Here is a 25,966-nt window from a genome sequence, read left to right as displayed (position 1 = left end):
GGCGCTTACTTCACGCTGGTGATGATGCTGCGACCGGTCATCTCGGCCGGCTGCGGCAAACCGAGCAGCGTCAGCAGTGTGGGGGCAACGTCAGAGAGGATGCCGCCATCACGCAGCTCGACCTGGCGCGGCCCCACGTAGACGAAAGGTACCGGCTCGCAGGTATGCGCGGTGTGCGCCTGCCCCGTGTGCTCATCAGCCATCTGTTCGACGTTGCCGTGATCAGCGGTAATCAGCGCCTCGCCACCCACCTTCGCCAGCGCGGCGCTGATGCGGTCGATACAGCTATCCAGGCATTCAACGGCGGCAACTGCCGCCTCAAATACACCGGTGTGGCCAACCATGTCGCCGTTGGCATAATTGACGATGATCACGTCGTACCGCTGCTGCTCGATAGCCTCAACGATGCGATCAGTCACTTCCGGCGCGCTCATCTGCGGCTGCAGGTCGTAGGTGGCAACCTGTGGAGAGGGGATCAGGATGCGCTCTTCACCTTCGAACGGCTCTTCGCGGCCGCCAGAGAAGAAGAAGGTCACGTGGGCGTACTTTTCAGTTTCGGCAATACGCAGCTGCGTCTTGCCCTGCTTCGCCAGATATTCGCCCAGCACGTTTTCCAGCGTTGCCGGCGGATAGGCACAGGGGGCCGGGATATCGGCGGCGTACTGGGTCAGCATGACGTAGCCGGCCAGTTTGAGTTCGCGCTGACGGGCAAACCCGCTAAAACCGGGGTCAACGAACGCACGGCTCAGTTCCCGGGCACGGTCTGCGCGGAAGTTCATGAAGATGACTGCATCGCCGTCCTCGACCCTGACTGGCGCGCCAATGGTGGTGGCTTTGACGAACTCGTCGCTTTCACCACGCTCGTAGGCAGCAGCCAGACCGTCGGCCGCCGTCGGCGCATTGAACTCACCCTGACCTTCAGTGATCAGGCTGTAGGCCGCCTCGACCCGCTCCCAGCGGTTGTCACGATCCATCGCGTAGTAACGACCGATCAGGCTGGCCGTGCGCCCCTTGCCAAGGCGCGCGTAGGTGTTTTCCATCATCTGCAGCGAGGGTTCGGCGCTCCTCGGCGGCGTGTCGCGACCGTCAAGGAAACCGTGCACATAGATGTGCTCGCCGCCACGGCGGGCCGCCAGCTCGACCATGGCGGCCAGCTGATCCTCATGACTGTGCACGCCACCCGGCGACAGCAGGCCCATGACGTGCACCGCACGACCCGCGGCCACGGCCTTGTCGACCGCAGCGCAGAGGACCGGGTTCTCGAAGAAATCGCCATCCTTAATCGACTTGGTAACACGGGTGAAGTCCTGATAGACCACCCGGCCGGCGCCCAGATTCATGTGTCCAACTTCAGAGTTGCCCATCTGGCCATCAGGCAGGCCGACATCCATGCCTGAACCGGATACCAGCGTATGTGGGGCATTGGCCCAAAGCCGGTCCCAGACCGGTGTATTGGCCGCCATGATCGCGTTGGAATCAGGGGACTCACTGTGACCGAAGCCGTCCAGAATCATCAGAACCAGAGGTTTGGGCGCTGCTGTCATGGCAAATAACTCACATTGGGAAGATCAGGAAAGGAACTGCGTGCCTGTCGGCCGCCAACATGCTCGACAGTTTACTGGTCGGGCGGCAGCCTGTCATGCTCGGTTCCCGCCATCGTTGGTGTATACTCGCGAGCTTTCAGCGTACCGGAAGCCAGTTCAATGCAGTTTCTTCAACATCTGATCGAATTCATCGGCAATCACTACCTGCTGACCACCGCTTTTCTTGTCATCCTCGCCCTGCTGCTGTTTACCGAAGGCCGCAAGGCTGGCGCGTCGCTCAGCACCAGCCAGGCGACTGCCCTGATAAACCGCGAGCAGGCTGTTGTGATCGACCTGCGGCCAAAGAAAGATTTCAGCGCAGGCCACATCGTCGACTCCATCAACATCCCCTACGACGCGCTGGAAAAACGCATGGGCGAACTCGACAAGCACAAGGGCAAGCCCCTGCTGCTGGTCTGCGCCGCCGGCCAGCACGCCTCCGGCTGCGCCAAGCAGTTGAAAGCCGCCGGCCACGAAAGCGTGGCTCGCCTGTCCGGCGGCATTTCCGGCTGGCGCGCCGACAACCTGCCACTGGTGAAATGATATGGCTGACGTCGTAATTTACAGCAGCAACTACTGTCCGTTCTGCACGCGTGCCAAGCAACTGCTGGCCAGCAAGGGCGTGGAATACCGCGAAATCAGCGTTGACGGTCAGCCTGCCCTGCGCGCGGAAATGACGCGCCTGGCCGGCGGCCGCACCTCAGTCCCGCAAATCTGGATTGGTGATACCCACGTTGGCGGCTGCGACGAGCTGTTCGCCAGCCAGCGCGCTGGACAACTGGATGCGCTGCTGGCAGGGTAAGCAGCGCTTTCAACACGCAATTACAACCATCACATCAAGGATTTTTCACGATGGCCGAAGAACAGAACAATCAAGCCGCCAACGGCGCACAGGCAGGTCAGCCGCAGTTCAGCCTGCAGCGCATCTACGTCAAAGACCTTTCCTTCGAGTCGCCGAAGTCGCCGGCCGTTTTCCAGAGCCAGTGGAACCCCCACGTCAATCTGGACCTGAACACCCGTAACAGCGAGCTGCAGCCCGGCGTCTACGAAGTAGTGCTGACCGTCAACGCCACCGTTACCAGTGGCGAAAACGAGGTCTGCTTCATCGCTGAAGTCCAGCAGGCCGGCATCTTCGCCATCGACGGCCTGGAAGACGCCGCCCTGCGCCACACCCTCGGCGCCTTCTGCCCGAACATCCTGTTCCCCTACGCCCGCGAAGCCATCGACAACCTGGTTCTGCGCGGCAGCTTCCCTCCCCTGATGCTCGCACCGGTCAACTTCGATGCCCTGTTCGCCCAATCCGAACAGCGTCGTGCCAGCGAAGCTGAAGGCACTGCCTGATCAGTACCTGCGTGCCGGGCCATCTGGTCCGGCAACGGGCGCACCAGACGCCCGACAACTATCTGATCTTGTGCGCCCGCCAGCGCATGCTCTAAGGTAGGCGTCCGCACCCCGAACGAAGACGGAATCTCGCATGACCCTGCCGGCCTCTCGCCCCCTTTATCTGCTCGCTCTGATCGTGTCTGTCCTGTTGCTGACTGCCGCCCTGTATTTAGAGCATGTTGTCGGCCTTGAGCCCTGTCCGCTCTGTATCATCCAGCGCATCGCCGTCATCGTGGTTGGCCTGATCTGCCTCGCAGCTGTGCTGCACAACCCGAGCCCGAAGCATGGCAGACGAACCGGCGCAAGGGTCTACGGCGTCCTGGTGACACTGGCAAGCCTGGCCGGCGCCATCACTGCCGGCCGTCAGGTCTGGCTGCAGCACCTGCCACCGGATCAGGTGCCCTCGTGCATCCTGCCGCTGGACTACATGCTCGAAACAATGCCGTTCTGGGACGTGCTCAGTCAGGTATTTAGCGGCACCGCGCAGTGCGCAGAGGTGACCTGGACCTTCTTTGGCCTGAGCATCGCCGAGGGCACCCTGATCGCCTTCATCTGCTACACCGTGTTTGGCCTGATGCAGGTGCTGCGCAAGGTCGACTGACCGGGCGAGCCGCGCCGCGTCAGAACCCTTGATGCAGCAACACTGACTGGCCTATTCTGTTGCAACTCGGTAATCACTCACAGCCAACATGTCGGCACAGCCGACACTGCCGAAAGAGGTGGAAGATGCTGGAAACTTGCACAACCTCCCAGGAACGCTGGGGCGGCGTCCACCAACTGATCGACCGCTGGCTGGCCGAACGCAACCAGTTGATCATGGACTACACCCGCCTGCGTCAGCGCGTTCACACACCCGACTCGGCCGACACGGCCCTATCCGCCTTCTGCGACGTTCTGGTCGACTATGTTTCGGCCGGCCACTTCGAAATCTACGAGCAGCTGCTGCGCGAAGCGCAGGATTTCGACGACCAGCGCGGTATTGAACTGGCTCATCAGGTTTATCCCAGGATCGAGGCCATCACTCGCGAAGCAGTCACCTTCAATGACAGTTACGGCCAACTGGCGAGCATTGTTGACGAAGAACAGATGCAGCAAAGACTGCAACAGCTGGGTGCCCTGCTACATGAACGTTTTGAGCTTGAAGACTGTCTGATCGAAGTACTGCACAACGCTCACAAGGATCTGCTCAGCACTGTCTGAGCAATCCACGCATAAGGAACATCTGCTCGTGACCAGCACAGACAAGCCAAAAGCCGCCGACAAAGTTTCCTCACCGCTGCACCTGCTGCAGACGCTGACCCGAACCCTCAACGAGCACCTTACCGAGGCCTGCGAGCAGGCGGTCAAGGATGCCGGCAAGGCATTGGAGAAACTCCAGCGCCAGCAGGAGAAGCTCGAGGACAAACTCAGGCAGAGCGAAGCCAAGCTGGCGGATCGCACCGCTGAGGATCCCGGCAAAGGTGGCGGCAAGACCCGTCGCAAGATCGCTGACCTGCAGGCCGCCCTGCTTGATCTCAAGCAGGCTCGCAGCAATGCTGAGAACTACATCCAGAAGCTGGAAGCCGATGTGCGCCAGACGCTGCGTCTGGCCAAGGGGCTTGACCGTATTGACGCCCAGGTCAGCCAGGCGCTCGACCGACGCGACGCTCCCAAACCGGCAGCCAAGCCGCGCAGCCGCCGGGCCCCGGCCAAGCGCAAGCCTGCGACCACGAAAGCCGAATCGCAGCCCACTACAGAAGCGAACTAAGCTCCTGCTCAAGGCGTAGCGCCAGCTGCTCCAGCAGCTCGGCGCGACGCCCGCTTAGCGCACCTTCGCAGGCCCCTGCCAGACAGGCCGACAAATCGGCAGCAGTCAACTCGCTACAGCCCAGCCAAGCCCCCAGGCGAGCCAATTGATTTAGCTCTGCCTCGATCTCCGTCTGCTTCGCGACCTGATACAACGCCTGCGACTGTGGGTCACCAGCGAGACTGCGCCGGGCTTCGCGGGCCGGCAGAATGACCGCCTCGCGCCAGGCGCCCTGCTCCGTCTGCAGAGCCTGCCAGCGGGACGCCGGCAACGCCCGCCGCTGCTGCCACAACCAGATGGCCAACAGCAGCAGCAACACGTCCTCGTCGCACTCGTCCTGCAGCGCCAGCAGCAGCGGCGCTACGCCGTCTATGGCGTAAAGCCATTGCGCCCATTGCGGCAAGCCGAAGGTTGTCTCACGCATTATGCTTCTCCCGCCTTCTGGCGCTGATATACTCCCGCCCCATGATCAGCATCGACTCCCTTACCCTGCAGCGCGGCCCCCTGCGACTGCTTGAACACGCCAACCTTACCCTGCACGCCGGCCAGAAAGTCGGCTTGCTGGGGACCAATGGTGCCGGCAAATCCAGCCTGTTTGCCCTGCTGCGTGGCCAGATAGAACCCGACGCCGGCAGCTGCAGCGTACCGGCTGACTGGCGCATTGCCCACATGCAGCAGGAAGTCAGCGCACTGGACCGCCATGCGGTCGACTATGTCCTCGACGGTGACCAGCGCCTGCGTGACATCCAGCGACGGCTGGCCGAAGCCGAGCGCCTGGAGCAGGCCGAGCAACTCGGCGCACTATACGCCGAACTGGAAAGTCACGGCGGTTTCAGCGCCGACAGCCGTGCCCGCACCCTGCTCGCGGGGCTTGGTTTCACTAGCGAGCAGTGCAACCGCCGGGTCGGCGACTTCTCCGGTGGCTGGCGGATGCGCCTGAACCTGGCCCAGGCGCTGATGTGCCCATCCGACCTGCTACTGCTAGACGAGCCAACCAACCACCTCGACCTCGATGCCATCCTCTGGCTGGAAGACTGGCTGCGTAACTACCCCGGCACCCTGCTGCTGATCTCCCACGACCGCGACTTTCTGGATGCGGTGGTCGAGCATATCGTGCACTTTGAAAACCGCGCGCTGCATCTTTACCGCGGCGGTTTCAGCCAGTTCGAGCGCACCCGCGCAGAACGCCTGGCACAGCAGCAGTCGGCCTTTGAGAAGCAGCAGGCCGAGCGTGAGCACATGCAGAGCTATATTGCCCGCTTCCGCGCCAAGGCCAGCAAGGCGAAGCAGGCACAAAGCCGTCTGAAAGCCCTTGAGCGGATGGAAGAACTGAGTCCCGCGCACATCGACTCGCCGTTCTCATTCAGCTTCCGCGAGGCCAGCAACCAGTCAACACCACTGATCGACCTGCATCAGGGCAGCCTCGGCTACGACGGCAACGCCATTCTCGAACAGGTCAAGCTGCAGCTGGCACCGGGTGCGCGCATCGGTCTGCTCGGCCCCAACGGCGCCGGCAAATCGACCCTGATCAAATCACTGGCAGGTAGCCTGCCACTGCTTGGTGGTGAGCTGAAAACCGGAGAGCACCTGGCGATCGGCTATTTTGCCCAGCATCAGCTCGACAGCCTCGACCCGGCCGCCAGCCCACTACTGCATCTGGCACGGCTGGCACCGGATGAGCGCGAGCAGGTGCTGCGCAACTTCCTCGGTGGTTTCGACTTCAAGGGCGATCGCATCGAAGAGCCGGTGCTGAATTTTTCCGGCGGCGAAAAGGCCCGGCTGGCATTGGCGCTGATTGCCTGGCAACGCCCGAATCTGCTGCTGCTGGACGAACCAACCAACCACCTCGACATGGAAATGCGCCACGCACTGACTGTCGCCCTGCAGGCCTTCGAAGGTGCCATGCTGCTGGTGTCCCACGACCGCGCACTGATCCGCGAAACCACAGACGAACTGTGGCTGGTCGCCGACGGCCGCGTGCGCAGCTACGAACAGGATCTCGACAGCTACACCCGCTGGCTAGCCCAGTTCCGTCAACAGCAAGCCGCCGCTGCCGCACCTGAATCCGCTTCCAGCGCCCCCAAGGTTGACGCCAAGGCACAGCGCCGGGCGGCCGCCGAACAGCGCCAGCTGCTGGCACCACTGAAAAAAGCGGCGGAAAAACTTGAGAAAGAGCTGAACAAGGTCAGCGAACTGAACGCCGAGGTCGAGAACACACTGGCTGATAGCAGCCTGTACGAAGCCGCCAACAAGGACCAACTGAAGGAGCTGCTGGCGCGGCAGACCGAGTACCGCCAGCAGATTGCCCAGCTGGAAGAAGACTGGCTGCTGGCTCAGGAAGAGCTGGAAGCGCTGCAACAAGAACTCGGCAATAGCTGAGCAAGGAGCCAAGATGACCATCTGGATCGACGCCGACGCCTGCCCCAGACCGGTACGCGACGTCACCGTCAAAGCCGCCCGACGCAAGCAGGTCGAGCTGGTACTGGTTGCCAACAGTGCCCAGCAACTGCCGCCCGGCCCCGGCATACGCCAGGTGACAGTAGCCGCCGGCGCCGACGCTGCCGACCATTACATCATTGAACACTCACGGCCAGGTGACCTGGTGGTGACCGCCGACGTGCCGCTGGCAGCTGGCCTGGTAGACCGCGGCGTCACTGCCATCAACCCGCGCGGCCAGATCTACGACAAGGGCAGCATCGGCGAGCGTCTGGCAGTGCGCAACCTGATGGACGAGCTGCGCGGTGCCGGACTGGCCGGACGCGGCGGCCCAGCACCCTACAACGACAAAGACAAACAGGCCTTCGCCAACGCACTGGACCGACTGATCGCGCGCCTTTGAAACTCAGGGCTCGCGCGCAACTGTGCACCGTCGGACACCAAAAACAGAGCGCACACCATATCCAGCTCGACCGCCTCGCTAATCTTGGTCAAAGCGTTAAACCGTGCACGCTCGGCGTGCAGCTAACGCTGCATCAAGGCTCAGCCGTTGAGGGAAACGGGACACCCCCAGCGGTGTCCTTCAGTGAAGGCAGGTCACACAGACAGGCAACGACATCCTGCCGGGTAACATCCACCTTGCGCCCTGCCAGCAGAGCCTGAACCACCGGCTCGACAAAACTGCTGTCAGCACTGCAATGCGCGCCATCGCTGTAAGGACCAACATAGGTCAAACTGCCGTCCGCGGCCCAAATGGCAATCGAGGGCGCGCCCGGCCATTCGGCCCAGGCCTCGGGTATCGGCCAATAGGGCAACTGGCTCAATCCGGAGGGCATACCCTCCGCCGATTGCTGACCTGAACGGGCAAAACGCACCCCCTGCCCGGCGAAGCGAACCGTCATCTCGTCTACGTAAGCCTCATGACCTGCGCTGCAGGGACAGTTTGACTGCCACACGTGCACTACCTGCACCTGACCAATCGGGAACGGCGGCGCAACCTGCTCTGCCTGGAAGAACGCCGGGCGTTCAAACGCCTTGACGTAACGCCCCTCAAACCACCAATAGGCCCAGGCCAATCCCGCCAGCCATAGCAACATCGCCATACCGACGAGAGACCTGCGCAGCCAGATATTCATTCACAATTCACCATGCCAAGTATCGGCGCTATTGTGCCACAGTGCTGCACCACCACAGCGCTATGCGACATTCTGGCATGCGCGATATTTGTGCAAACCCGGACACAACTTCGGCAGCTGGCCATTTGCTCTCATAGCACCGTGTTTTATCGTAGCCGGCTTGATTGCAACTGCCCCGACTGCGGGCAAACCAACCTGTCACGGACGAAACAGCGTTGACGGCCCCTGGCCGAGGATGAGTGCGCACATGCTGGCTGATCTGGACCTCAAGACACTGACCGTCACCCTGACGGTAGTCACCCTGGCAATCACGCTGCTGTTGTGCCTGGTAGGCTGGCAGGTCGGACCACGGCATGGCATGCGTTACTGGACGCTTGGCAACCTCGCCGTGATGCTTGGTTTGCTGCTGAACATCAATCAGGGGCACATCCCCCATAGCCTGTCTATCGTGCTCGCCAACGGCCTGATGACTCTGGGCTTGGGCGTCGTCTGGCTCGGCTTACGCAACTTCCGCGACCTCTCGCAGCCGCAATGGATGCCCATGTTTGCTGCGCTGGTCACCATGCTACTACTTTGGTTTTTCCGCTATCAGGTCGACAACCTGCCCGTTCGCTACGCCATCAGTTCATTGGTGCTCGGCGGCTTCTGCCTGCTCTGCGCCGCAGAGCTGCTGGTACCCACACGCGCGCCTATGCGCACCGCGAGCTGGTTCAGTGGCCTCATTGCACTTGCCTACGGGCTCATCCTGGTTGCCCGACCGGCGGCATCACTGGCCGGCTGGAACGGACCTGCCGACCTGCTCGGCGGGCCGCTACAGCTGATCACCGTACTGGGTGCCATAGCCGCCCAGATCGGCATGGTTAGCGGCTTCATTTTGATGATCCACTACCGTAATCTGGACCGGCTCCGTGCCCTGTCGGAACAGGACCCGCTGACCGGCGCGCTCAACCGCCGCAGCCTGCAGCAACAGGCCGAGTTGATGCTGTGCCGCACCCGGCTAAGCAACGAGCCGATTACGCTAATCATGCTCGACGCCGACCATTTCAAACGCATCAATGACGAGTTTGGGCATCAGACCGGTGACGAGGTGCTCTGCCACCTGGTCGACCAGACACGCCTGCATCTGCGCAGCAGAGACCTGCTCGGACGCTTTGGTGGCGAAGAGTTCGTGCTACTGCTACCGGGCCTGAACAGCCTGAGCGCCAGCCAGGTTGCAGAGCGTATTCGGCAGTCGATCAGCGATGCCGCGTGGCCCACACACAAGCACACCGTCAACATCACCGTAAGCCTCGGAGTAGCCTGTTCCGAGCATCACGGTTATGATTTCACTACGCTGCTCGGCGCTGCCGATGCCGCGCTCTACTGTGCCAAGGGGCTCGGGCGCAACCGCGTCGAGCAAGCCCAGGCTCCCGGCGATGCTGCCCAGGAGCTGGTTGCCCTCCGCCTCCTGTCACATTTCCGTCACAATCTGGACGTATAACGTCAGTCAGACAGGTGCACTGCGACCCGCACCCCCCTGGAGTCCCCGTGAGTAATTCCCCTGTTCAGCGCCCTTTTCCCCTCAGCCGCCCACGCCGCATGCGCAAGGATGATTTTTCCCGCCGCATGATGCGTGAACACACCCTGACCACGGACGACCTGATCTACCCGGTTTTTGTCCTGGAAGGCGAGCAACAACGCGAAGCGATTGCCTCCATGCCGGGCATTGAGCGGCTATCGATCGATTTGCTGCTGGAGGAAGCTGCCGAACTGGTAGAGCTGGGCATTCCAGCCATTGCCCTGTTCCCGGTTACGCCGCTGGAGAAAAAGTCGCTGGATGCTGCCGAAGCCTGGAACCCGGAAGGCCTGGCCCAGCGCGCAGTGCGCGCCCTGAAAGCCCGCTTCCCAGACCTGGGCGTCATTACCGATGTTGCCCTCGACCCGTTCACCACCCACGGGCAGGACGGCATCATCGACGACAACGGCTATGTGATAAACGAAGTCACGGTCGAGGCGCTGGTAAAGCAGACCCTCTCGCACGCCGAAGCCGGTGCCGACATCGTTGCCCCGTCCGACATGATGGACGGGCGGGTTGGCGCCATGCGTGAAGCGCTGGAAGCCTCGGGTTACATTCACACCCGGATTCTTGCCTACTCCGCCAAGTACGCCAGCGCCTACTACGGCCCGTTCCGCGACGCGGTGGGCTCGGCCGGCAACCTTGGCAAGGGCAACAAATCGACCTACCAGATGGACCCGGCCAACAGCAATGAGGCACTGCACGAAATCGCCACGGACCTGTCTGAAGGTGCGGACATGGTCATGGTCAAGCCCGGCATGCCCTATTTGGATGTGGTGTACCGGGTGAAAGAAACCTTCAAGGTGCCCACCTTTGTCTACCAGGTCAGCGGCGAATATGCCATGCACTGCGCCGCCATCAACAATGGCTGGCTCAACGAAGCGGTTATCCTGGAATCGCTGACCGCCTTCAAGCGCGCAGGAGCCGACGGCATCCTGACCTATTTCGCCAAGACCGCTGCCCGTCAGTTACGCAGCCGTCAGTAGTTCTATCGAGGAGACCATGTCAGAGCTCAACAGCACCCGAGACACCACCAAGGACGATATCGCGCCGCCTGCCGAAAGCAGTCCCCGCAGCGATCTGGTCACCCGTCCGGCACAGGTCAGCGAAAAGGTCGTCGAGGCTACCCCGGTACCCGACCTGAATGCGCCTGAGCTCTACATTCACCGAGAACTGTCGCAACTGCAGTTCAACATCCGCGTGCTGGAACAGGCGCTGGATGAGTCCTACCCGCTGCTTGAGCGCCTGAAGTTCCTGCTGATCTTCTCCAGCAACCTGGATGAGTTTTTTGAAATCCGCGTTGCCGGCCTGAAAAAGCAGATTACCTTCGCCCGCGAGCAAACCGGCCCGGACGGACTGCAGCCACAACAGGTACTGAGCAAGATCAGCGAAACCGCGCACTATCAGGTCAGCCGCCAGTACAGCATCCTCAACGATATTCTGCTGCCGCAACTGAACGAAAAGGGCATTCGCTTCCTGCGCCGCTATCAGTGGACGCACAAGCAAACCCTGTGGATTCGCCGCTTCTTCCGCCAGCAGGTCGCGCCGATCATCAGCCCGATTGGGCTGGACCCGACGCACCCCTTCCCGCTGCTGGTGAACAAGAGCCTGAACTTTATCGTTCAGCTCGACGGCATCGACTCCTTCGGTCGCGACTCCGGCATGGCGATCATTCCCGCGCCGCGCTCGCTGCCGCGCCTGATTCGCCTACCCGACGAGCTGTGTGATGGTGGCGACAACTTCGTGTTCCTCTCGTCAATGATCCACGCCCATGCCGACGAGCTGTTCCCCGGCATGAAAGTACTCGGCTGCTACCAGTTCCGCCTGACCCGCAACGCCGACCTGATCGTGGACCCGGACGAAGTCGACGACCTGGCCCGTGCGCTGCGCGGCGAGCTGCTGTCGCGCCGCTATGGCGACGCGGTAAGGCTCGAGGTCGCTGACAACTGCCCGAAGCCGCTGACCGACTTTCTGCTGCGCCAATTCGGTCTGACCGAAGCGGAACTGTACGAGGTCAACGGCCCGGTCAACCTGACCCGGCTGTTCTCCATCACCGGCCTGGAAAATCACCCGCAACTGCAGTTCCCGCCGTTCAGCCCGGGCCTGCCGCGGGTACTATCGGGTGCCGACAACCTGTTTCAGGCCATCAGCAAGCAGGACATTCTGCTGCAGCACCCCTATGAGTCATTTTCCCCAGTCGTCGACCTGCTGCGGCAGGCGGCACAGGATCCAAACGTGCTGGCGATCAAACAGACCCTCTATCGCACCGGCGCCAACTCTGAAATCGTTAACGCGCTGGTCGATGCAGCGCGCAACGGCAAGGAAGTGACCGTGGTGATCGAACTGCGGGCGCGCTTTGATGAGGAGTCCAACCTGCAGCTGGCGAGCCGTTTGCAGCAGGCAGGGGCGGTAGTGATTTATGGCGTGGTCGGCTTCAAGACCCACGCCAAGATGATGCTGATCCTGCGCCGGGAAGAGAAGAACCTGAAGCGCTATGTACACCTGGGCACCGGCAATTACCATGCTGGCAACGCCCGCCTGTACACCGACTACAGCATCCTGACCTCGGACGTGGCGCTGACCGAAGACGTGCATAAGCTGTTCAACCAGTTGATCGGCATGGGCAAGACCCAGCGCATGAAGAAGCTGTTGCAGGCCCCCTTCACTCTCAAGAAGCGCCTGCTGGAGCTGATCAACCGGGAAACCCTCAACGCCCAGGCCGGCAAGCCGGCGCACATCATCGCCAAGGCCAACTCGCTGACCGATGCCAAGGTCATCAAGGCCCTGTACAAGGCCTCCCAGTGCGGGGTGAAGGTCGACCTGATCGTGCGCGGCATGTGCTGCCTGCGCCCTGGCATTCCCGGGGTCTCGCACAACATCACCGTGCGCTCGATCATCGGTCGCTTCCTGGAACACAGCCGGGTCTATTACTTCCTCAACGACGGTCAGGAGCAGGTCTGGATGTCCAGTGCGGACATGATGGAGCGCAACCTCGACAAGCGCGTCGAGACCTGCTTCCCACTTGAAGGCAAAAAGTTGATCACCCGCGCCAAACAGGAACTGCAGGTGTTTCTGACCGACAATACCCGCAGCTGGATCCTGCAACCCGATGGCTCCTACGTGCTGAGCTCACCGAGCGGCAACCAGATTCCCCGCAGTGCCCAGGCAACACTGCTGGAGAAACTAGCCAATTCGTCTCAGCGGACCGTCAACCTGTAACCAGCCTTGGCCCAGTACTGCGCTTCACGCTCGAAGTCAGCCTGGGTCAGCGGGTTCTGCTCAAGCCAGCCACCGGGGAAGGTCACGACCAATGCGTCGTGACTGGCCTCGACGGCGATTTCCGGCATTTCCTGAAAGCCACGGATATGGTGATAGAGAATCGCCAGCCGCAGGATCATGCACAACCGCAGCAGGTTGACCGCCTCATCACCGAACTCGGCCAGCCGGTCGCCGCTCGGCATGTTGCGCCGATGCCCGCGCACCAGCAACGCCAATGCCTGCTGATCCTGCCGTGAGAAACCGGGCAGGTCAGAGTGCTCGATCAGATAGGCACCGTGCTTGTGGTACTGACTGTGGGCGATATCCAGCCCGATCTCGTAGACCCGCGCCGCCCAGGTCAACAGCGGGGCCTGCTTACTGTTAGCCAGTTGCCAGGCAGCGTCCACCTTGTGCAGCAGCCGCTGGGCCTTGGCCTCGACCCGGGCGGCCTGCTCCAGATCGACGTGATAACGCTCCATCAGCGCGCTCAGCGTGCGCTCACGCACGTCTTCATGGCTGTAGCGACCAAGCAGGTCGTAGAGCACACCCTCACGCAAGGCGCCCTCGGAATGATGCATGGTCTCGACCCCAAGGGCATCAAACAGCGCTTCGAGAATCGCGAGGCCGGCTGGCAGGATCGGCTGCCGATCCGACTTGAGACCTTGCACCTCCAGTTTGTCGACATGCGCGGCCTTCAGCACCTTGCGCTTGAGCCACTGCAACCCTTCGCGGGTTACTTCGCCCTGACCGCGGCCACCAGCCTGAATGCACTGGCCAACCGCGCGAATGGTTCCAGATGCGCCAATCGCCTCGCTCCAGCCAAGGCGCTGAATAGCCTGTTCGATGTTCATCAGCTCCAGGCGGGCCGCAGTGTAGGCCTGGCTGTAGCGCGCAGCCGTGATCTTGCCATCAGGAAAAAACTGGCGCGTGAAAGCAACACAGCCGATGCTCAGGCTTTCCCGCAGCAGCGGCTCGAAGCGCTCACCGACGATGAACTCGGTGCTGCCACCGCCAATGTCGACCACAAGGCGCTTGCCTTCGTCGTCGGCCAGCGTGTGGGATACCCCCAGGTAAATCAGGCGCGCCTCTTCGCGGCCCGATACCACTTCAACCCGGTGGCCCAGCACCTGCTGCACCTGACGAATGAACTGTCCGCGGTTGCGTGCCTCACGCAGGGCGTTGGTACCGACGATCCGCACCGCCCCCTGCGGCAGACCGTTGATCAACTGCGCGAACCGGCGCAAACAGTCGAGCCCTCGTTGCATTGCCTCGTCGCTGAGCATGTTGTCATCGTCCAGCCCAGCGGCCAGCTGCACCTTTTCGCCCAACCGCTCGAGGATACGTATTTCCCCTTGCTCAACCCGTGCCAACACCATGTGAAAGCTGTTGGAGCCCAGATCAATTGCGGCTACCAGCGAAAAATCATTCGGCTGTGCGTCTGCCATGCACTCTTCCTGTCAGGTCTCAGTTGCCCCGATTCTAGCACCGGGTCGATGACAATTGCCTGCACAACGGTACTGATCATCGCCTTTCGCAGCCGCATCCGGTGGTGCTATGATTCGGCAATTCCGCCTTTTTATCCCTCTGGAGAAACACATGAGCGATCTGATTGTGCATGTCACTGACGGCAGCTTCGAAGACGAAGTGCTCAAGTCCGATACCCCTGTTCTGGTTGATTACTGGGCAGAATGGTGTGGTCCCTGCAAAATGATCGCCCCGGTACTGGACGAGATAGCCAAGGACTACAGCGGCAAGCTGAAAATCTGCAAGCTGAACATCGACGAAAACGCAGAAACCGCACCAAAGTACGGCGTACGCGGCATTCCGACCCTGATGCTGTTCAAGGACGGCAACGTCGAGGCGACCAAGGTTGGCGCCCTGTCCAAGTCGCAACTGGCAGCCTTCCTCGACAGCAACATCTGATATATCCAGCCCCGACACAGCCGTCGGGGCTTTTTTTGCAACCGCAATGCTGGACGTCACCGGCAGGCGGTGCTAGATTTGGCTTCCAACGCCCTGACCGCACCCTGCGCAGCGGCTTCTCAAACACACACCGCAGCCAAGCTGATCGCCCCATGTTCCGTGGCGGCCGAAACAAACCTTTCCTGCCGAAACTCTTACATCACTCTCCGAACCTATGAACCTGACCGACCTCAAACAAAAACCTATTACCGAACTGTTGGAAATCGCCAACCAGATGGGCCTCGAGAATATGGGCCGATCGCGAAAACAGGATGTGATCTTCGGCATCCTGAAAAAGCACGCCAAAGGCGGTGAAGACATTCTCGGTGATGGCGTTCTGGAGATTCTGCAGGACGGCTTCGGCTTCCTCCGCTCGGCTGACTCGTCCTATCTCGCCGGCCCGGACGACATCTACGTCTCGCCCAGCCAGATCCGCCGTTTCAACCTGCGTACCGGTGACACCATTTCCGGCAAGATTCGCCCGCCGAAAGACGGCGAACGCTACTTTGCCCTGCTGAAGGTTGATTCGATCAACTTCGACAAGCCGGAAAACACCAAGAACAAGATCCTGTTCGAAAACCTTACCCCGCTGTTCCCTGATGAGCGCCTGGTCATGGAAGCCGGCAACGGTTCCACCGAAGACCTGATGGCCCGCATCATCGATCTCTGCGCGCCGATCGGCAAAGGCCAGCGTGGCCTGCTGGTTGCACCGCCGAAGGCCGGTAAGACGCTGATGCTGCAAAACATCGCTTCGAACATCGCCCGCAACAACCCCGAGTGCCACCTGATCGTTCTGCTGATCGACGAGCGCCCGGAAGAAGTAACCGAAATGCAGCGCACCGTGCGCGGCGAAGTGGTCGCTTCTACCTTCGACGAGCCGCCAGCCCGTCACGTTCAGGTCGCCGAAATGGTGATCGAGAAGGCCAAGCGTCTGGTTGAACACAAGAAAGACGTGATCATCCTGCTCGACTCCATCACCCGTCTGGCCCGTGCCTACAACACGGTGATCCCGAGTTCCGGCAAAGTACTGACCGGTGGTGTCGACGCCCACGCCCTGGAAAAGCCCAAGCGCTTCTTTGGCGCCGCGCGCAACATCGAAGAAGGCGGCAGCCTGACCATCATCGCCACCGCGCTGGTCGATACCGGCTCGAAAATGGACGAGGTGATCTACGAGGAGTTCAAGGGTACCGGCAACATGGAGATCCACCTGGATCGCAAGATTGCCGAGAAGCGCACCTTCCCGGCGATCAACATCAACCGTTCCGGCACCCGTCGCGAAGAACTGCTGACCAGCGAAGACGAACTGCAACGCATGTGGATTCTGCGCAAGATTCTGCATTCGATGGACGAGATCGCCGCGATCGAGTTCCTGCTGGACCGTCTGAAAGATACCAAGACCAACGACGAGTTCTTCCTGTCGATGAAGCGCAGCAAGAACTAAAACCCAGCCACAAGCGGCAAGCTTTCCGCGCGGGCTTGCCGCTTCGCGCTGGGCCCGCCGCCCCGCTGCCAACCCGGCGGGCGGGTCAAACTCCCAAGCGGCATGCCTCGTCCAGCTTGCCGCTTGCAGCTTGAGGCTTGAAGCTAGATGCAATATTCCGATCTACGCGATTTCATCAAGGGCCTGGAACAGCGCGGCGAACTCAAGCGCATCCAGACACCCATTTCTCCCGTGCTGGAGATGACTGAAGTCTGCGACCGCACCCTACGCAAGGGTGGCCCCGCCCTGTTGTTTGAAAACCCTACCGGTTTCGACATGCCCGTCCTTGGCAACCTGTTCGGTACACCCGAGCGCGTCGCCATGGGCATGGGCGCCGAGAGCATCAGTGAGCTGCGCGAAATCGGCAAGCTGCTGGCCTTTCTCAAGGAACCCGATCCGCCGAAAGGCCTGAAGGACGCCTGGTCAAAGCTGCCAATTTTCAAAAAAGTCATCAATATGGCGCCCAAGGTAGTAAAGGACGCGCCATGTCAGGCCCAGGTATTTGAAGGCGACGATGTCGACCTCGGGCGCATTCCGATACAAACCTGCTGGCCCGGCGACGCTGGGCCGCTGATCACCTGGGGACTGGTAGTCACCCGCGGCCCGCACAAAGAACGACAGAACCTGGGCATCTACCGCCAACAGGTCATTGGCCGCAACAAGGTGATCATGCGCTGGCTCAGTCATCGCGGCGGTGCGCTCGACTTTCAGGAATGGCAACGCGCCCATCCGGGCGAACCCTTCCCGGTTGCTGTGGCACTGGGCGCCGACCCGGCCACCATTCTCGGTGCCGTAACCCCGGTGCCCGACAGCCTGTCCGAATACGCCTTTGCCGGCCTACTTCGGGGGCAGCGTACCGAGCTGATCAAGTGTCGTGGTTCCAGTCTGCAGGTTCCTTCCAGTGCCGAGATCGTGCTCGAAGGGGTTATCCACCCGGGCGAGATGGCCGATGAAGGACCATTCGGCGATCACACCGGCTACTACAATGAAGTTGACCGCTTCCCGGTGTTTACCGTCGAGCGTATCACCCAGCGCGAAAAACCGATCTACCACAGCACCTACACGGGTAGGCCGCCGGATGAGCCCGCCGTACTCGGCGTAGCGCTGAACGAGGTGTTCGTCCCGCTGCTGCAGAAGCAATTCCCGGAGATCACCGATTTCTACCTGCCACCCGAGGGCTGCTCCTATCGCATGGCGGTGGTATCGATGAAGAAGCAGTATCCGGGCCATGCCAAGCGAGTGATGCTCGGCGTCTGGAGCTTCCTGCGCCAGTTCATGTACACCAAGTATGTGATCGTGGTCGACGACGACATCAACATCCGCGACTGGAACGACATTATCTGGGCCATCACCACGCGAATGGACCCCAAACGCGACACGGTGATGATCGACAACACCCCCATCGACTATCTCGACTTCGCCTCGCCCGTCTCAGGTCTCGGCAGCAAAATGGGACTGGACGCGACCAATAAGTGGCCGGGCGAGACCACGCGAGAATGGGGCGTTGCGATCGAGCAGGACGCGCAGGTTCGCCAGCGTGTCGATGCGCTCTGGGCAGAATTGGGTATTGATTGATGAGAGTGACACTGGAGCCGGGCGGTCTCAACCTGCAGGCCGAGCAAGGCGAAACCATCCTCGACGCAGCACGCCGCCAGGGCTTTGATGCGCCCAGCAGTTGCCGCAACGGCAACTGCCATGTTTGTGCGGCGGTATTACTGCATGGCCGCGTACAGCTGCCGGACAACCGCGAAGCCGGACCGGGCGAAGAGATTTTCACCTGCGTGGCCGAGCCGCTGGAAGACTGTGCACTGCACTGGGAAGGCATTCTTGCCCCGGGGCAGCTGCCGGTGCGCAAACTGGCCTGTCAGGTCGTCGAATGCACTCCGATTGGCGGCGATGTCTGGCGCGTCCGCCTGCGTACCCCTGCCGGCAAGCCACTGCGTTACTACGCTGGCCAATACCTGCTGCTGGAGCGCGATGGCGCGGAGCCCGCAGCATTCTCGATTGCGTCTGCACCTGATGAAGGCCGGATGCTTGAGCTGCATATCCTGACCCGCGACCCGGTGACCCAGGGCGTCATCAACTACCTGCAGCAACACAAGATCGCGCGCATTCAGGCACCGTTCGGTGAGGCCTGTCTGCCGGTGCTGCCAGATGAACCGCTGGTGTTGATTGCCGCCGGTACCGGGCTGGCACAAATGCAGAGCATCGTTGAGCAATGCCTGCGACAGGGCTTCGCTCAGCCGATCCACCTGTACTGGGGCGTTCGCCACAGCAGCGACCTGTATGAGGCGCCGCACTGGCAGAGCTGGCAACAGGCGTCTAACCTGTACTTGCATCGGGTGGTCAGCGACCAGCCTGACTGGCCGGAGCGTCAGGGCGTGCTGCATCAGGCCGTTTGTGAGGATATCGCTGACCTGGCGGACTACCGTTTTATTGTCAGCGGCTCGCCTGGCATGGTCTACGCAACCCTGGATGCACTGGTCGCTGCCGGCATGCCAGCTGATCGCATGCTAGCCGACGTCTTCGCCTACGCACCCCGGTAGCCCACACCATGACTAGCGACGCGGACGTATCTGAATTCACTCAAGCATACGCTCCGCATCGCAGCAGATCGCGGCACAGGGCGCTGTTCGGCGTTGCGCTGATCGCCCTGCATTCGCTCTTTTGCAACCCACTGGCCGCGATCGAGCTCAGCAGCCTGGAATGGCCACCCTACAGCGGCGCGGACCTGCCGGGCCAGGGTTCGCTGTCAGAGCTGCTACGCCGTGCGCTGGCAAGTCAGGATACCCCTCTGCTGATCCATTTCCAGCCTTGGAGCAGAGCCATCAGGTCCGCGACGACCGAACCTGACATCGTCGGCTATTTCCCCCGCTACTTTGCCGACGACCAGCTGTGCCTTTACTCAGACAGCATCGGCACCAGCCGGGTTGGCCTGGCAACCCGCAGCGATCTTTCCGTAAGCTGGGACCAGCTGGAGGACCTGAGAACGTACCGCATCGGCGTAGTACGCGGCTATCGTAACGTGCCCGAGTTCGATGCGCTGGTGGCCGACGGCACGCTCAAGGTCAAGGAGGCCGCCAACGACCAGCTGAACCTGCTCAAGCTGGTGTACGGAAGACTGGATCTGGCGGTAATCGACGAACAGGTGATGCAACACTGGCTGAGCCATGAGCCCCTGCTGCGCCAGAATGCGGACAAACTGACGTTTGCCAAACAGCTGCTTGGCGAACCCACCATGCACGTCTGCTTCATCCCTGGCGAGGCCGGAGAGCAGGCCCGGCTGTTACTCAATCAGGGCCTGCAGCAGATTCAACACTATCAGGCGTCAGGGAGCGGCAACGCCGGCAGGTGATCTTCCAGCATCTCGAAGCCGTCGCGAATCGTGCGCAGGGAACCGCTGGCATCCCCCATCCGGTCCAGCAACCGAGCCAGTTCGGCGCAGGTCTGGATATCTCGGCGGCTGGCAAAGCTGGCTTCAAGGTAGTCACGCGCCTTGCCCCACAGACTGTTTCTCTGGGCCAGACGACCAGCGGCCAACAGCAGCGCCGCGTTGTGCGGGTGCGTGACCAGCCATTGCTCGACATTTGCCAGCTGACGCGCACAGTCCTTGCCCTTGACCAGGCCATACAGATTAGCAAGTCGCTCGTTGAACTGTTGTTGCAGACCGTGACGCAGCGCTTCTTCAGCCATTGCGTCGCGTCCATGTGCGCGCAGCTGCAGCGCATAGGCCTCGATCAGCTCCGGATCCTCACGCAGCCGCTTAGGCATACGCTCCCAGGCAGCAATGACCAGACTGGCCGGGTCGGCATCCGCCGCGGCCGACCGCTGCCCGGCCTGAGCCAACAAGGCGGCGTGGACCTGACGCTCCAACGCCTGCTGTTCATCCTCGCGCAGCACCTTCTGCTTGCGCAATTCCGGCAACAGCTCAAGTAAGCTCCCCCAGTCTTCCAGCCGCAGGTAGACCTGGCTCATCAACTTGAGTGCATACAGATGCTTGGGATGATCCTTGCGCAGACGGGTCAGCGTCGCCAGCGCCTGTTCCAGCTGACCGCGGGCGATCTGCAGCTGCGCCTGGGTCACGGCGATGGCAACGTCAGCCTTGGGCGTAGCCTCGTAGGCCGCACGCAGCAAGGAGTCCGACTCGGCGTAGTCTCCCAGCTCGTTGGCTGCACGGGCAGCCGCCAGATAGTTGATCAACGGCAGCTCTGAATGGGGCGCAGAGCGCTTGAGCAGGCGTACCGACTGCTGCCAGTGGCCTTCAGCAAACTCCAGCAGGCCGCGAGTCGCCAGCGCGCTGGCGCGCTGTTGCAGGTTGCGCCGCGACCAGGGGTTGATCCGGCGACCGGACGCTGTCAGCAGACGCCAAAGCGAGCGCACCAGCCAGAGCAACAGCCAGAAGGCGAGCAACACACCAATACCGACCCAGATACTGGTCTCAATCGACACATTACGCCAGGCAATCAGCAGGTAGCCCGGGTCCTCGGCAATCGCCATGCCCAGCAACGCAGCGACCAGCACTACCGCCAGAATGGCCACATAGCTTTTACTCATCGGCCGGCTCCTCTACCTGCGGCGTCTTGCGCGACTGCAGGTAATTGGCCAGGCTCTGCTGCAGCGGTGCCAGGTCCGGCGGCGAGAGACTGACAGCCCGCTCATGCAAGGCCTGCAGCTGTGTCTGCATGGCCTGGACCTTCGGATTCTCCAGCTCGAAGTACTGGGTCAGCAACTTCTCTGCCTGGGTCAGGCTGGCTTGATATACCTGTTCCTCTCCCCGCAGCGCGGCCCACTGGGCCTGCTCCAGCGTCAACTGCAGGGTCCGGCGTACCCGCTGCAACTCGGCATCATCCAGCAACGGGGTAATCACCTTGCCGCGCTGAAAATCCACCCGAACATAGCGCTCCAAGCGCATCAGCACCCGATCCCAACGATCACGGCGCTGCAGGCGGTCGGCGTATTCCTCCTCAGTGCTGACCTCATCCGGATCAAACTCAGGGACGGGCAGAGCGGCAAGGGTTTCGACCTGGTCACGCAGGGCGCCAAGGCGCAGGAAAACACCGGCGCGGTCCAGTTCGGGCAGGCTCTCCAGTTCTGTCTGATAACGGGCAAGTTGCTCGCGGACACCGTACAGTCCACTGTCAGGCATCGACTTCAGAATGCCATCCACGGTTTCCAGCAGCTCACGTGCTGCTGTCACGTCCTGCACCGCCAGCAGACGTAACGAGGCAAGGCGCAACAGGTACTGGGCTTCCGCCAGCTTCCACTCTTCGCGACCATCCCCCTGAAGAACGTTCAGACGCTCAACCAGCGCCTGCTGACCGCGCTGCATCTCGGCTATCAGCCGCTGAGCTGCGTCCCAGTCGCGCCCCTGCGGAACACCCTCAAGGCGCTGATCAAGCCTCGCGCTGGCACTGTCGAACTGGCTGCTCTGCTGTTCCAGCAAAGCAAGCTGGGCCTGCTGTTGCTGGCGAGCCTGCTGCCATTGCCAGCCAGACAGCCCCAGCGCCGCTGCAGCCACCAGCAGCGCCAGCCAGCTGACCCCACGGCCGCCACCACCATTGCCCGCTGACTTACGACTCGTCGCCGGACTCGGCTTGCTCGGCTCAGCCTTGGCAGCCTCGGGCTTGACCGCAGTCTGCGGCTGTTCGGTCTTGTTGTTCGCTTCGCTCGGTTCCACACGCATCCCCTTTGTCATCCCGACGAGCCGGTCAGCACGGCCTCGACCAACGCGCTATCGTCCGCACCTCGACAGGTTACTACATCCGTACAACCCAAGGCCGCGGCCTGTGCCGCAATCCGTTCACTCGGCACCCAGCAGCGCCAGTGACGCTGGCGCTGCCAGTCATCGCCAGCGGCCGTTCGCCAGTTGTTCAAGGCCTGCACGCTGAGCACGATCAACCGATCTACCCGCCGGGCCACCGCAGTCAACTCCGCAGACAGCGAATCCGGTGCGCTACGCGCATATAACGGCAGGTAGTCCACCGTACCACCGGCAGCGCGAATCTGATCGGCCAGATGCTCGCGGCCGTCCTCACCCCGCCAGATCAACACCTTCAGATCCGGCCGGGCAAAGTGCGCTTGCCACAACGGCAGCGCCAGCAATGCCTCGCTATCTTGCCCCTGCTCCGGACATTGGGCCGGCAGACCATATTCACGCAGCACTTGCGCAGTTCCGCCACCCACCGCCAGCCAATCGATACCGACCGGAGGCTGTGTCCAGTAGCGGTCAAGCCGCTCCAAACCCAGCCGGGCAGCAGTCGGACTGACCACGACCACAGCGTGATAGCGATCCAGGTCGAGCATATGTTGTCGCTCGACCGGCCCTTCCACGCAGGGCCGCAGCTCAAGCAGCGGTACGCTGCAGGTCTCAACCCCTTCAGCTGCAAACCGTGCAGCCAGACGCTGATTATCCGCCGCCTGACGGGTCAGCAGCAGGCACCCGCTCACCGCGCCGGCGCCTCCTCGTACACGGCATCCAGAATCGCCTGCGCACCCTGCGCCAGCAGATCCTCAGCCACCGCAATGCCGAGTGTCTCCGGATCGTTTTCCGGGCCGCTGGCTTCAGCTCGCAGCATACGCTGACCGTCCGGGTCGCCAACCAGTCCGCGCAACCAAAGCTGGCCGTTCTCGCGCTCGGCATAACAGGCGATCGGCACCTGACAGCCGCCGTTCAGGCGGGTGTTAAGTGCTCGCTCGGCGCGCACACGCAGCGCACTGTCTTCGTCGTTGAGCTTGCTCAGCAGCGCCTGCAGCTCGGTATCGCCGCTGCGGCACTCAATGCCAACAGCACCCTGCCCCCCAGCCGGGAGGCTCTCCTCCGGCGGCATCGAATAACGAATACGCTCACCAAAGCCAAGCCGCATCAGGCCTGCGGTTGCCAGAATGATGGCGTCGTACTCACCGGCATCCAGTTTGGCCAGACGGGTATTGACGTTGCCACGCAAAAACCGGATCTGCAGGTCAGGCCGACGCGCCATGACCTGCGCCTGACGCCGCAGGCTGGAGGTACCGACCACGCTGCCAGGCGGCAGGCTGTCGACATGATCAAAGGTGTTGGAAACAAAGGCGTCGCGGGGGTCTTCTCGCTCGCAGATGGCGTACAGCCCCAGACCGTCGGGGAACTGCATCGGCACGTCCTTCATGGAGTGCACAGCCAGATCCGCCTCGTCGTTCAGCATGGCAGTTTCCAGCTCCTTGACGAACAGCCCCTTGCCGCCAATCTTGGCCAGCGGGGAATCCAGCAGCTGATCGCCGCGGCTGACCATCGGGACCAGACTGACGCTGAGCGTCGGGTCCAGCTGTTCGAGACGCGCCTTTACATATTCGGCCTGCCACAGGGCCAGTGCGCTCTTGCGGGTGGCAATTCGCAGATGTCGACTCATGAGACTCTCGCTTCAAACCAGGCCCCATCATACGCCATGGTCAGGTGGGCATCCACGCGAGTCGGTGTCGCAGGCCGGTCACAACCGCTCCATCAGCCGGCGCACACCCGGCACATGACGGCGACTGACCGTCAGGGTCTCGCCTTCCAGATCTTTCAGACAAAGCTCAAAGTGCCCCATCGATGTTCGCTGCAGACATTCGATACGCGCCCGCGCGACCAGCGCATTGCGGTGGATGCGTACAAACCGGTCGCCGAACTCCTCCTCCAACGCCTTCAGCGGCTCGTCCAGCAATACCTCACCATGCACATGACGAAGGGTGACGTATTTGTGATCGGCAATAAAATACAGCACGTCCTCGATCGGAATCAGCTCGATACCCTTGCGGGTACGCGCACTGATGTGACTACGCGCCTGGGCGCCCTCGGCCGGCGGAGTGGCCTTGCCAAGGTTCGCCAGCTGCATGCGATTGGGCCGCTGCGCCTTGGACAGGGCTTCGACCAGCGCCTCACTGCGCACCGGCTTGAGCAGATAGCCAACCGCACTGACCGCAAAGGCATCCAGTGCATACTCACCATGCGCCGTACAGAACACGACGGCTGGCGCTTCCGCATTCTCGCAGAGCTTGGCAGCCGTCTGCAGACCATCCAGCCCAGGCATGCGAATGTCCAGCAGAACAATATCCGGGTGGTGCTCTTCCACCAGTTGCAGTGCCTCATGACCGTTGCTGGCCATCTCCGGTAGTGCCTTGTAACCCGGCAGTGATCCGACCAGTCGCGCCAGCCGCTCGCGGGCCAGCGGCTCATCATCAGCGATCAATACTTTCATTCGATAATGACTTCTCTGCCATTGTTGGACGTTGTCTAACAGGATAGACCAGCCTGCTGAAGAAGCATTCCCCTTCCCGCCAGCCTTCCAGTTCCGACTGCTCCCCGAACAGCGCCTGCAGGCGTGCACGGATATTTCCCATCGCCATCTGCGCACCATGATGCGCCCCTGTCTGCTCAGGACAGGTATTACGTACCACAAGTTCAACCAGCCCGTTCTGCAACCGGCCTTCAATATGAATATCGCCGCCATCCACTCTCGGCTGCAGCCCATGCAAGATAGCGTTCTCCAGCAACGGCTGCAGGGTCAGCAACGGCATGGGCACGTCGTCCGGCAAATCGGCAACCGCCCAGTGCACACGCATGCGCTCACCAAAGCGGTACTGTTCGATCCGCAGGTAACCCTCGCACAAGGCCCGCTCCTCGCCCCAGCTGGACAAGGTGTCGGGGCGAGCCAGATTGGCCCGAAACAGGTCAGAGAGATCGAGCACCGCCTGCTCCGCCTTGGCCGGCTCAATCTCGATCAGACTGGCGATACTGTTGAGGCTATTGAACAGGAAGTGCGGCCGGATGCGCGATTGCAGCGCTTGCAGGCGCGAGCGCAGTTCGGCCTGGTTCTGCCGCTGCCATTGCTGCTGCAGGTAAAAGTAGCGCAACAACAGGCTGGTCATGATCAAGGCAATCAGCCCGTGGCGCAGCAGCTGCTCGGCTTCCCAGTGCAATGCGCCCTGCATACCCCGGTAGACCACCCAGTCACCGAGCACGGTGAACAGCAGAGTCGGAGCGATAACGACCGCGAAACAGACCGCCACTGCTAACGCCAGCGGCCTGCGCTGCATCCATCCTCGCAAGCGGCACAGCAGGGCAGCCGACAGCAGCACAATCCACTGCACGAACAATGACGCCATGGCCAACTGGAGCCAATCAAAGACGCCGGCCACCGGCTGCGCCAACACCCATACCAGCACGACCAGCTGGGCCAGAATAATGAGGGTGAATACGGCCACGGACGAGCACAGATCGGGGAGGAAGAAATCCTCTCCGTCATAGGGTTGTTTGAGCAACGTCCAGAATCCGTTCTTCATCGCATCAGTGTCTGCCAGCCCGCCGCCATCGTGCAAGCATGAAGTGGTATGCTACGCGTTTTCTGATACTACACGCAGCGGACCCATCCGAGA

Annotated in this window: 26 protein-coding genes; 16 read left to right on the top strand and 10 right to left on the bottom strand. The window is 61.7% G+C overall.

Translation table 11 applies throughout. From position 1 onward, the window contains the following. Window positions 1-5: 5 nt before the first annotated feature. The gene (gene gpmI / locus C1949_RS08515) at window positions 6-1,544 is read right to left on the bottom strand and encodes a 2,3-bisphosphoglycerate-independent phosphoglycerate mutase (protein ID WP_104738060.1); all 1,539 of its coding nucleotides are present in this window, start codon (window positions 1,542-1,544) and stop codon (window positions 6-8) included. A 159-nt stretch (window positions 1,545-1,703) separates the two neighbouring features. Between gpmI and C1949_RS08510 the strand changes: the two genes are divergently transcribed. From C1949_RS08510 to C1949_RS08485, 6 genes are all read left to right on the top strand, one after another. Next, window positions 1,704-2,126, top strand: a complete 423-nt coding sequence (locus C1949_RS08510) for a rhodanese-like domain-containing protein (RefSeq protein WP_104738059.1) — start codon at window positions 1,704-1,706, stop codon at window positions 2,124-2,126. A gap of 1 nt (window position 2,127) precedes the next feature. Further along, on the top strand, window positions 2,128-2,385 hold the full coding sequence (gene grxC, locus C1949_RS08505) for a glutaredoxin 3 (RefSeq protein WP_104738058.1): 258 nt from the start codon (window positions 2,128-2,130) through the stop codon (window positions 2,383-2,385). Window positions 2,386-2,435: 50 nt separating this feature from the next. Beyond that, window positions 2,436-2,924: a protein-export chaperone SecB gene (secB, locus tag C1949_RS08500; protein WP_104738057.1), complete on the top strand. Its 489-nt coding sequence runs from the start codon at window positions 2,436-2,438 to the stop codon at window positions 2,922-2,924. A 133-nt stretch (window positions 2,925-3,057) separates the two neighbouring features. Continuing rightward, the gene (locus tag C1949_RS08495; protein WP_104738056.1) at window positions 3,058-3,567 is read left to right on the top strand and encodes a disulfide bond formation protein B; all 510 of its coding nucleotides are present in this window, start codon (window positions 3,058-3,060) and stop codon (window positions 3,565-3,567) included. A gap of 125 nt (window positions 3,568-3,692) precedes the next feature. Continuing rightward, window positions 3,693-4,166 (top strand): sigma D regulator, encoded by a 474-nt coding sequence (rsd, locus tag C1949_RS08490; protein ID WP_104738055.1) that lies wholly within the window; start codon window positions 3,693-3,695, stop codon window positions 4,164-4,166. Between the two features lie 28 nt (window positions 4,167-4,194). Continuing rightward, entirely contained in the window at window positions 4,195-4,713 is a 519-nt protein-coding gene (locus C1949_RS08485; protein WP_104738054.1) for an AlgP family protein, read from the top strand. Here C1949_RS08485 and C1949_RS08480 read toward each other — a convergent pair. Beyond that, window positions 4,697-5,176 (bottom strand): TIGR02444 family protein, encoded by a 480-nt coding sequence (locus C1949_RS08480; protein WP_104738053.1) that lies wholly within the window; start codon window positions 5,174-5,176, stop codon window positions 4,697-4,699. The genes C1949_RS08485 and C1949_RS08480 overlap by 17 nt on opposite strands. A gap of 41 nt (window positions 5,177-5,217) precedes the next feature. Between C1949_RS08480 and C1949_RS08475 the strand changes: the two genes are divergently transcribed. Further along, complete coding sequence (locus C1949_RS08475) at window positions 5,218-7,131, top strand: ATP-binding cassette domain-containing protein (protein WP_104738052.1); 1,914 nt, start codon at window positions 5,218-5,220, stop codon at window positions 7,129-7,131. A gap of 13 nt (window positions 7,132-7,144) precedes the next feature. Beyond that, window positions 7,145-7,591, top strand: a complete 447-nt coding sequence (locus tag C1949_RS08470) for a YaiI/YqxD family protein (RefSeq protein ID WP_104738051.1) — start codon at window positions 7,145-7,147, stop codon at window positions 7,589-7,591. A gap of 133 nt (window positions 7,592-7,724) precedes the next feature. On the opposite strand, the gene C1949_RS08465 is transcribed toward C1949_RS08470, so the two are convergent. Continuing rightward, entirely contained in the window at window positions 7,725-8,324 is a 600-nt protein-coding gene (locus C1949_RS08465; RefSeq protein ID WP_146040301.1) for a DUF6436 domain-containing protein, read from the bottom strand. Between the two features lie 247 nt (window positions 8,325-8,571). Between C1949_RS08465 and C1949_RS08460 the strand changes: the two genes are divergently transcribed. The 3 genes from C1949_RS08460 to ppk1 are packed head-to-tail and all read left to right on the top strand — an operon-like array spanning window position 8,572 to window position 13,098. Beyond that, a complete protein-coding gene (locus C1949_RS08460; RefSeq protein ID WP_170063032.1) occupies window positions 8,572-9,804 on the top strand; it encodes a GGDEF domain-containing protein in 1,233 nt (410 codons plus the stop codon). Between the two features lie 47 nt (window positions 9,805-9,851). Next, the gene (hemB, locus tag C1949_RS08455; RefSeq protein ID WP_104738048.1) at window positions 9,852-10,865 is read left to right on the top strand and encodes a porphobilinogen synthase; all 1,014 of its coding nucleotides are present in this window, start codon (window positions 9,852-9,854) and stop codon (window positions 10,863-10,865) included. Between the two features lie 16 nt (window positions 10,866-10,881). Continuing rightward, complete coding sequence (gene ppk1 / locus C1949_RS08450; protein ID WP_104738047.1) at window positions 10,882-13,098, top strand: polyphosphate kinase 1; 2,217 nt, start codon at window positions 10,882-10,884, stop codon at window positions 13,096-13,098. On the opposite strand, the gene ppx is transcribed toward ppk1, so the two are convergent. Next, window positions 13,077-14,582: an exopolyphosphatase gene (gene ppx, locus C1949_RS08445; protein ID WP_104738046.1), complete on the bottom strand. Its 1,506-nt coding sequence runs from the start codon at window positions 14,580-14,582 to the stop codon at window positions 13,077-13,079. The genes ppk1 and ppx overlap by 22 nt on opposite strands. 151 nt (window positions 14,583-14,733) lie before the next feature. Between ppx and trxA the strand changes: the two genes are divergently transcribed. The 5 genes from trxA to C1949_RS08420 all read left to right on the top strand — a co-directional run bounded on the left by trxA (window position 14,734) and on the right by C1949_RS08420 (window position 19,934). Then, a complete protein-coding gene (gene trxA / locus C1949_RS08440; protein ID WP_104738045.1) occupies window positions 14,734-15,060 on the top strand; it encodes a thioredoxin TrxA in 327 nt (108 codons plus the stop codon). A gap of 214 nt (window positions 15,061-15,274) precedes the next feature. Next, window positions 15,275-16,540 carry a transcription termination factor Rho gene (gene rho, locus C1949_RS08435; protein WP_088276203.1) on the top strand — a complete coding sequence of 422 codons (1,266 nt, stop codon included), beginning with the start codon at window positions 15,275-15,277 and terminating at the stop codon, window positions 16,538-16,540. A gap of 147 nt (window positions 16,541-16,687) precedes the next feature. Then, window positions 16,688-18,154 carry a 4-hydroxy-3-polyprenylbenzoate decarboxylase gene (gene ubiD, locus C1949_RS08430; RefSeq protein ID WP_104738044.1) on the top strand — a complete coding sequence of 489 codons (1,467 nt, stop codon included), beginning with the start codon at window positions 16,688-16,690 and terminating at the stop codon, window positions 18,152-18,154. Beyond that, window positions 18,154-19,125 carry a 2Fe-2S iron-sulfur cluster-binding protein gene (locus C1949_RS08425; RefSeq protein ID WP_104738043.1) on the top strand — a complete coding sequence of 324 codons (972 nt, stop codon included), beginning with the start codon at window positions 18,154-18,156 and terminating at the stop codon, window positions 19,123-19,125. Before ubiD ends, C1949_RS08425 begins: the two co-directional genes overlap by 1 nt. An 8-nt stretch (window positions 19,126-19,133) precedes the next feature. After that, window positions 19,134-19,934 carry a substrate-binding periplasmic protein gene (locus C1949_RS08420; RefSeq protein WP_104738042.1) on the top strand — a complete coding sequence of 267 codons (801 nt, stop codon included), beginning with the start codon at window positions 19,134-19,136 and terminating at the stop codon, window positions 19,932-19,934. Here the strand turns inward: C1949_RS08420 and C1949_RS08415 are convergent. From C1949_RS08415 to C1949_RS08390, 6 genes are all read right to left on the bottom strand, one after another. Next, entirely contained in the window at window positions 19,901-21,133 is a 1,233-nt protein-coding gene (locus tag C1949_RS08415; RefSeq protein ID WP_104738041.1) for a heme biosynthesis HemY N-terminal domain-containing protein, read from the bottom strand. The genes C1949_RS08420 and C1949_RS08415 overlap by 34 nt on opposite strands. Continuing rightward, a complete protein-coding gene (locus tag C1949_RS08410; RefSeq protein ID WP_170063031.1) occupies window positions 21,126-22,262 on the bottom strand; it encodes a uroporphyrinogen-III C-methyltransferase in 1,137 nt (378 codons plus the stop codon). Before C1949_RS08410 ends, C1949_RS08415 begins: the two co-directional genes overlap by 8 nt. A gap of 8 nt (window positions 22,263-22,270) precedes the next feature. After that, window positions 22,271-23,026 (bottom strand): uroporphyrinogen-III synthase, encoded by a 756-nt coding sequence (locus tag C1949_RS08405; protein WP_104738039.1) that lies wholly within the window; start codon window positions 23,024-23,026, stop codon window positions 22,271-22,273. After that, window positions 23,023-23,961, bottom strand: coding sequence for a hydroxymethylbilane synthase (gene hemC, locus C1949_RS08400; RefSeq protein WP_104738038.1), 939 nt, complete (start codon window positions 23,959-23,961; stop codon window positions 23,023-23,025). Before hemC ends, C1949_RS08405 begins: the two co-directional genes overlap by 4 nt. Window positions 23,962-24,039: 78 nt before the next feature. Beyond that, the gene (locus C1949_RS08395) at window positions 24,040-24,789 is read right to left on the bottom strand and encodes a LytR/AlgR family response regulator transcription factor (protein ID WP_104738037.1); all 750 of its coding nucleotides are present in this window, start codon (window positions 24,787-24,789) and stop codon (window positions 24,040-24,042) included. Then, window positions 24,770-25,873, bottom strand: coding sequence for a sensor histidine kinase (locus C1949_RS08390; RefSeq protein WP_104738036.1), 1,104 nt, complete (start codon window positions 25,871-25,873; stop codon window positions 24,770-24,772). The genes C1949_RS08395 and C1949_RS08390 overlap by 20 nt, the downstream gene beginning before the upstream one ends. Between the last annotated feature and the right edge of the window lie 93 nt (window positions 25,874-25,966).

The organism is Halopseudomonas oceani (genome assembly GCF_002903165.1).
GTDB classification, from domain to species: domain Bacteria; phylum Pseudomonadota; class Gammaproteobacteria; order Pseudomonadales; family Pseudomonadaceae; genus Halopseudomonas; species Halopseudomonas oceani.
Note: the sequence above shows the minus strand (reverse complement) of the source record. Positions and strands in the feature narration are given on the sequence as shown.

Excerpts from the sequence above, each read along its gene's own strand:
- gpmI (WP_104738060.1), bottom strand. The coding sequence starts at position 1,544 with ATGACAGCAGCGCCCAAACCTCTGGTTCTGATGATTCTGGACGGCTTC.
- C1949_RS08510 (WP_104738059.1), top strand. The coding sequence starts at position 1,704 with ATGCAGTTTCTTCAACATCTGATCGAATTCATCGGCAATCACTACCTG.
- grxC (WP_104738058.1), top strand. The coding sequence starts at position 2,128 with ATGGCTGACGTCGTAATTTACAGCAGCAACTACTGTCCGTTCTGCACG.
- secB (WP_104738057.1), top strand. The coding sequence starts at position 2,436 with ATGGCCGAAGAACAGAACAATCAAGCCGCCAACGGCGCACAGGCAGGT.
- C1949_RS08495 (WP_104738056.1), top strand. The coding sequence starts at position 3,058 with ATGACCCTGCCGGCCTCTCGCCCCCTTTATCTGCTCGCTCTGATCGTG.
- rsd (WP_104738055.1), top strand. The coding sequence starts at position 3,693 with ATGCTGGAAACTTGCACAACCTCCCAGGAACGCTGGGGCGGCGTCCAC.
- C1949_RS08480 (WP_104738053.1), bottom strand. The coding sequence starts at position 5,176 with ATGCGTGAGACAACCTTCGGCTTGCCGCAATGGGCGCAATGGCTTTAC.
- C1949_RS08475 (WP_104738052.1), top strand. The coding sequence starts at position 5,218 with ATGATCAGCATCGACTCCCTTACCCTGCAGCGCGGCCCCCTGCGACTG.
- C1949_RS08470 (WP_104738051.1), top strand. The coding sequence starts at position 7,145 with ATGACCATCTGGATCGACGCCGACGCCTGCCCCAGACCGGTACGCGAC.
- C1949_RS08465 (WP_146040301.1), bottom strand. The coding sequence starts at position 8,324 with ATGAATATCTGGCTGCGCAGGTCTCTCGTCGGTATGGCGATGTTGCTA.
- C1949_RS08460 (WP_170063032.1), top strand. The coding sequence starts at position 8,572 with ATGCTGGCTGATCTGGACCTCAAGACACTGACCGTCACCCTGACGGTA.
- ppk1 (WP_104738047.1), top strand. The coding sequence starts at position 10,882 with ATGTCAGAGCTCAACAGCACCCGAGACACCACCAAGGACGATATCGCG.
- ppx (WP_104738046.1), bottom strand. The coding sequence starts at position 14,582 with ATGGCAGACGCACAGCCGAATGATTTTTCGCTGGTAGCCGCAATTGAT.
- trxA (WP_104738045.1), top strand. The coding sequence starts at position 14,734 with ATGAGCGATCTGATTGTGCATGTCACTGACGGCAGCTTCGAAGACGAA.
- rho (WP_088276203.1), top strand. The coding sequence starts at position 15,275 with ATGAACCTGACCGACCTCAAACAAAAACCTATTACCGAACTGTTGGAA.
- ubiD (WP_104738044.1), top strand. The coding sequence starts at position 16,688 with ATGCAATATTCCGATCTACGCGATTTCATCAAGGGCCTGGAACAGCGC.
- C1949_RS08425 (WP_104738043.1), top strand. The coding sequence starts at position 18,154 with ATGAGAGTGACACTGGAGCCGGGCGGTCTCAACCTGCAGGCCGAGCAA.
- C1949_RS08420 (WP_104738042.1), top strand. The coding sequence starts at position 19,134 with ATGACTAGCGACGCGGACGTATCTGAATTCACTCAAGCATACGCTCCG.
- C1949_RS08415 (WP_104738041.1), bottom strand. The coding sequence starts at position 21,133 with ATGAGTAAAAGCTATGTGGCCATTCTGGCGGTAGTGCTGGTCGCTGCG.
- C1949_RS08410 (WP_170063031.1), bottom strand. The coding sequence starts at position 22,262 with ATGCGTGTGGAACCGAGCGAAGCGAACAACAAGACCGAACAGCCGCAG.
- hemC (WP_104738038.1), bottom strand. The coding sequence starts at position 23,961 with ATGAGTCGACATCTGCGAATTGCCACCCGCAAGAGCGCACTGGCCCTG.
- C1949_RS08395 (WP_104738037.1), bottom strand. The coding sequence starts at position 24,789 with ATGAAAGTATTGATCGCTGATGATGAGCCGCTGGCCCGCGAGCGGCTG.
- C1949_RS08390 (WP_104738036.1), bottom strand. The coding sequence starts at position 25,873 with ATGAAGAACGGATTCTGGACGTTGCTCAAACAACCCTATGACGGAGAG.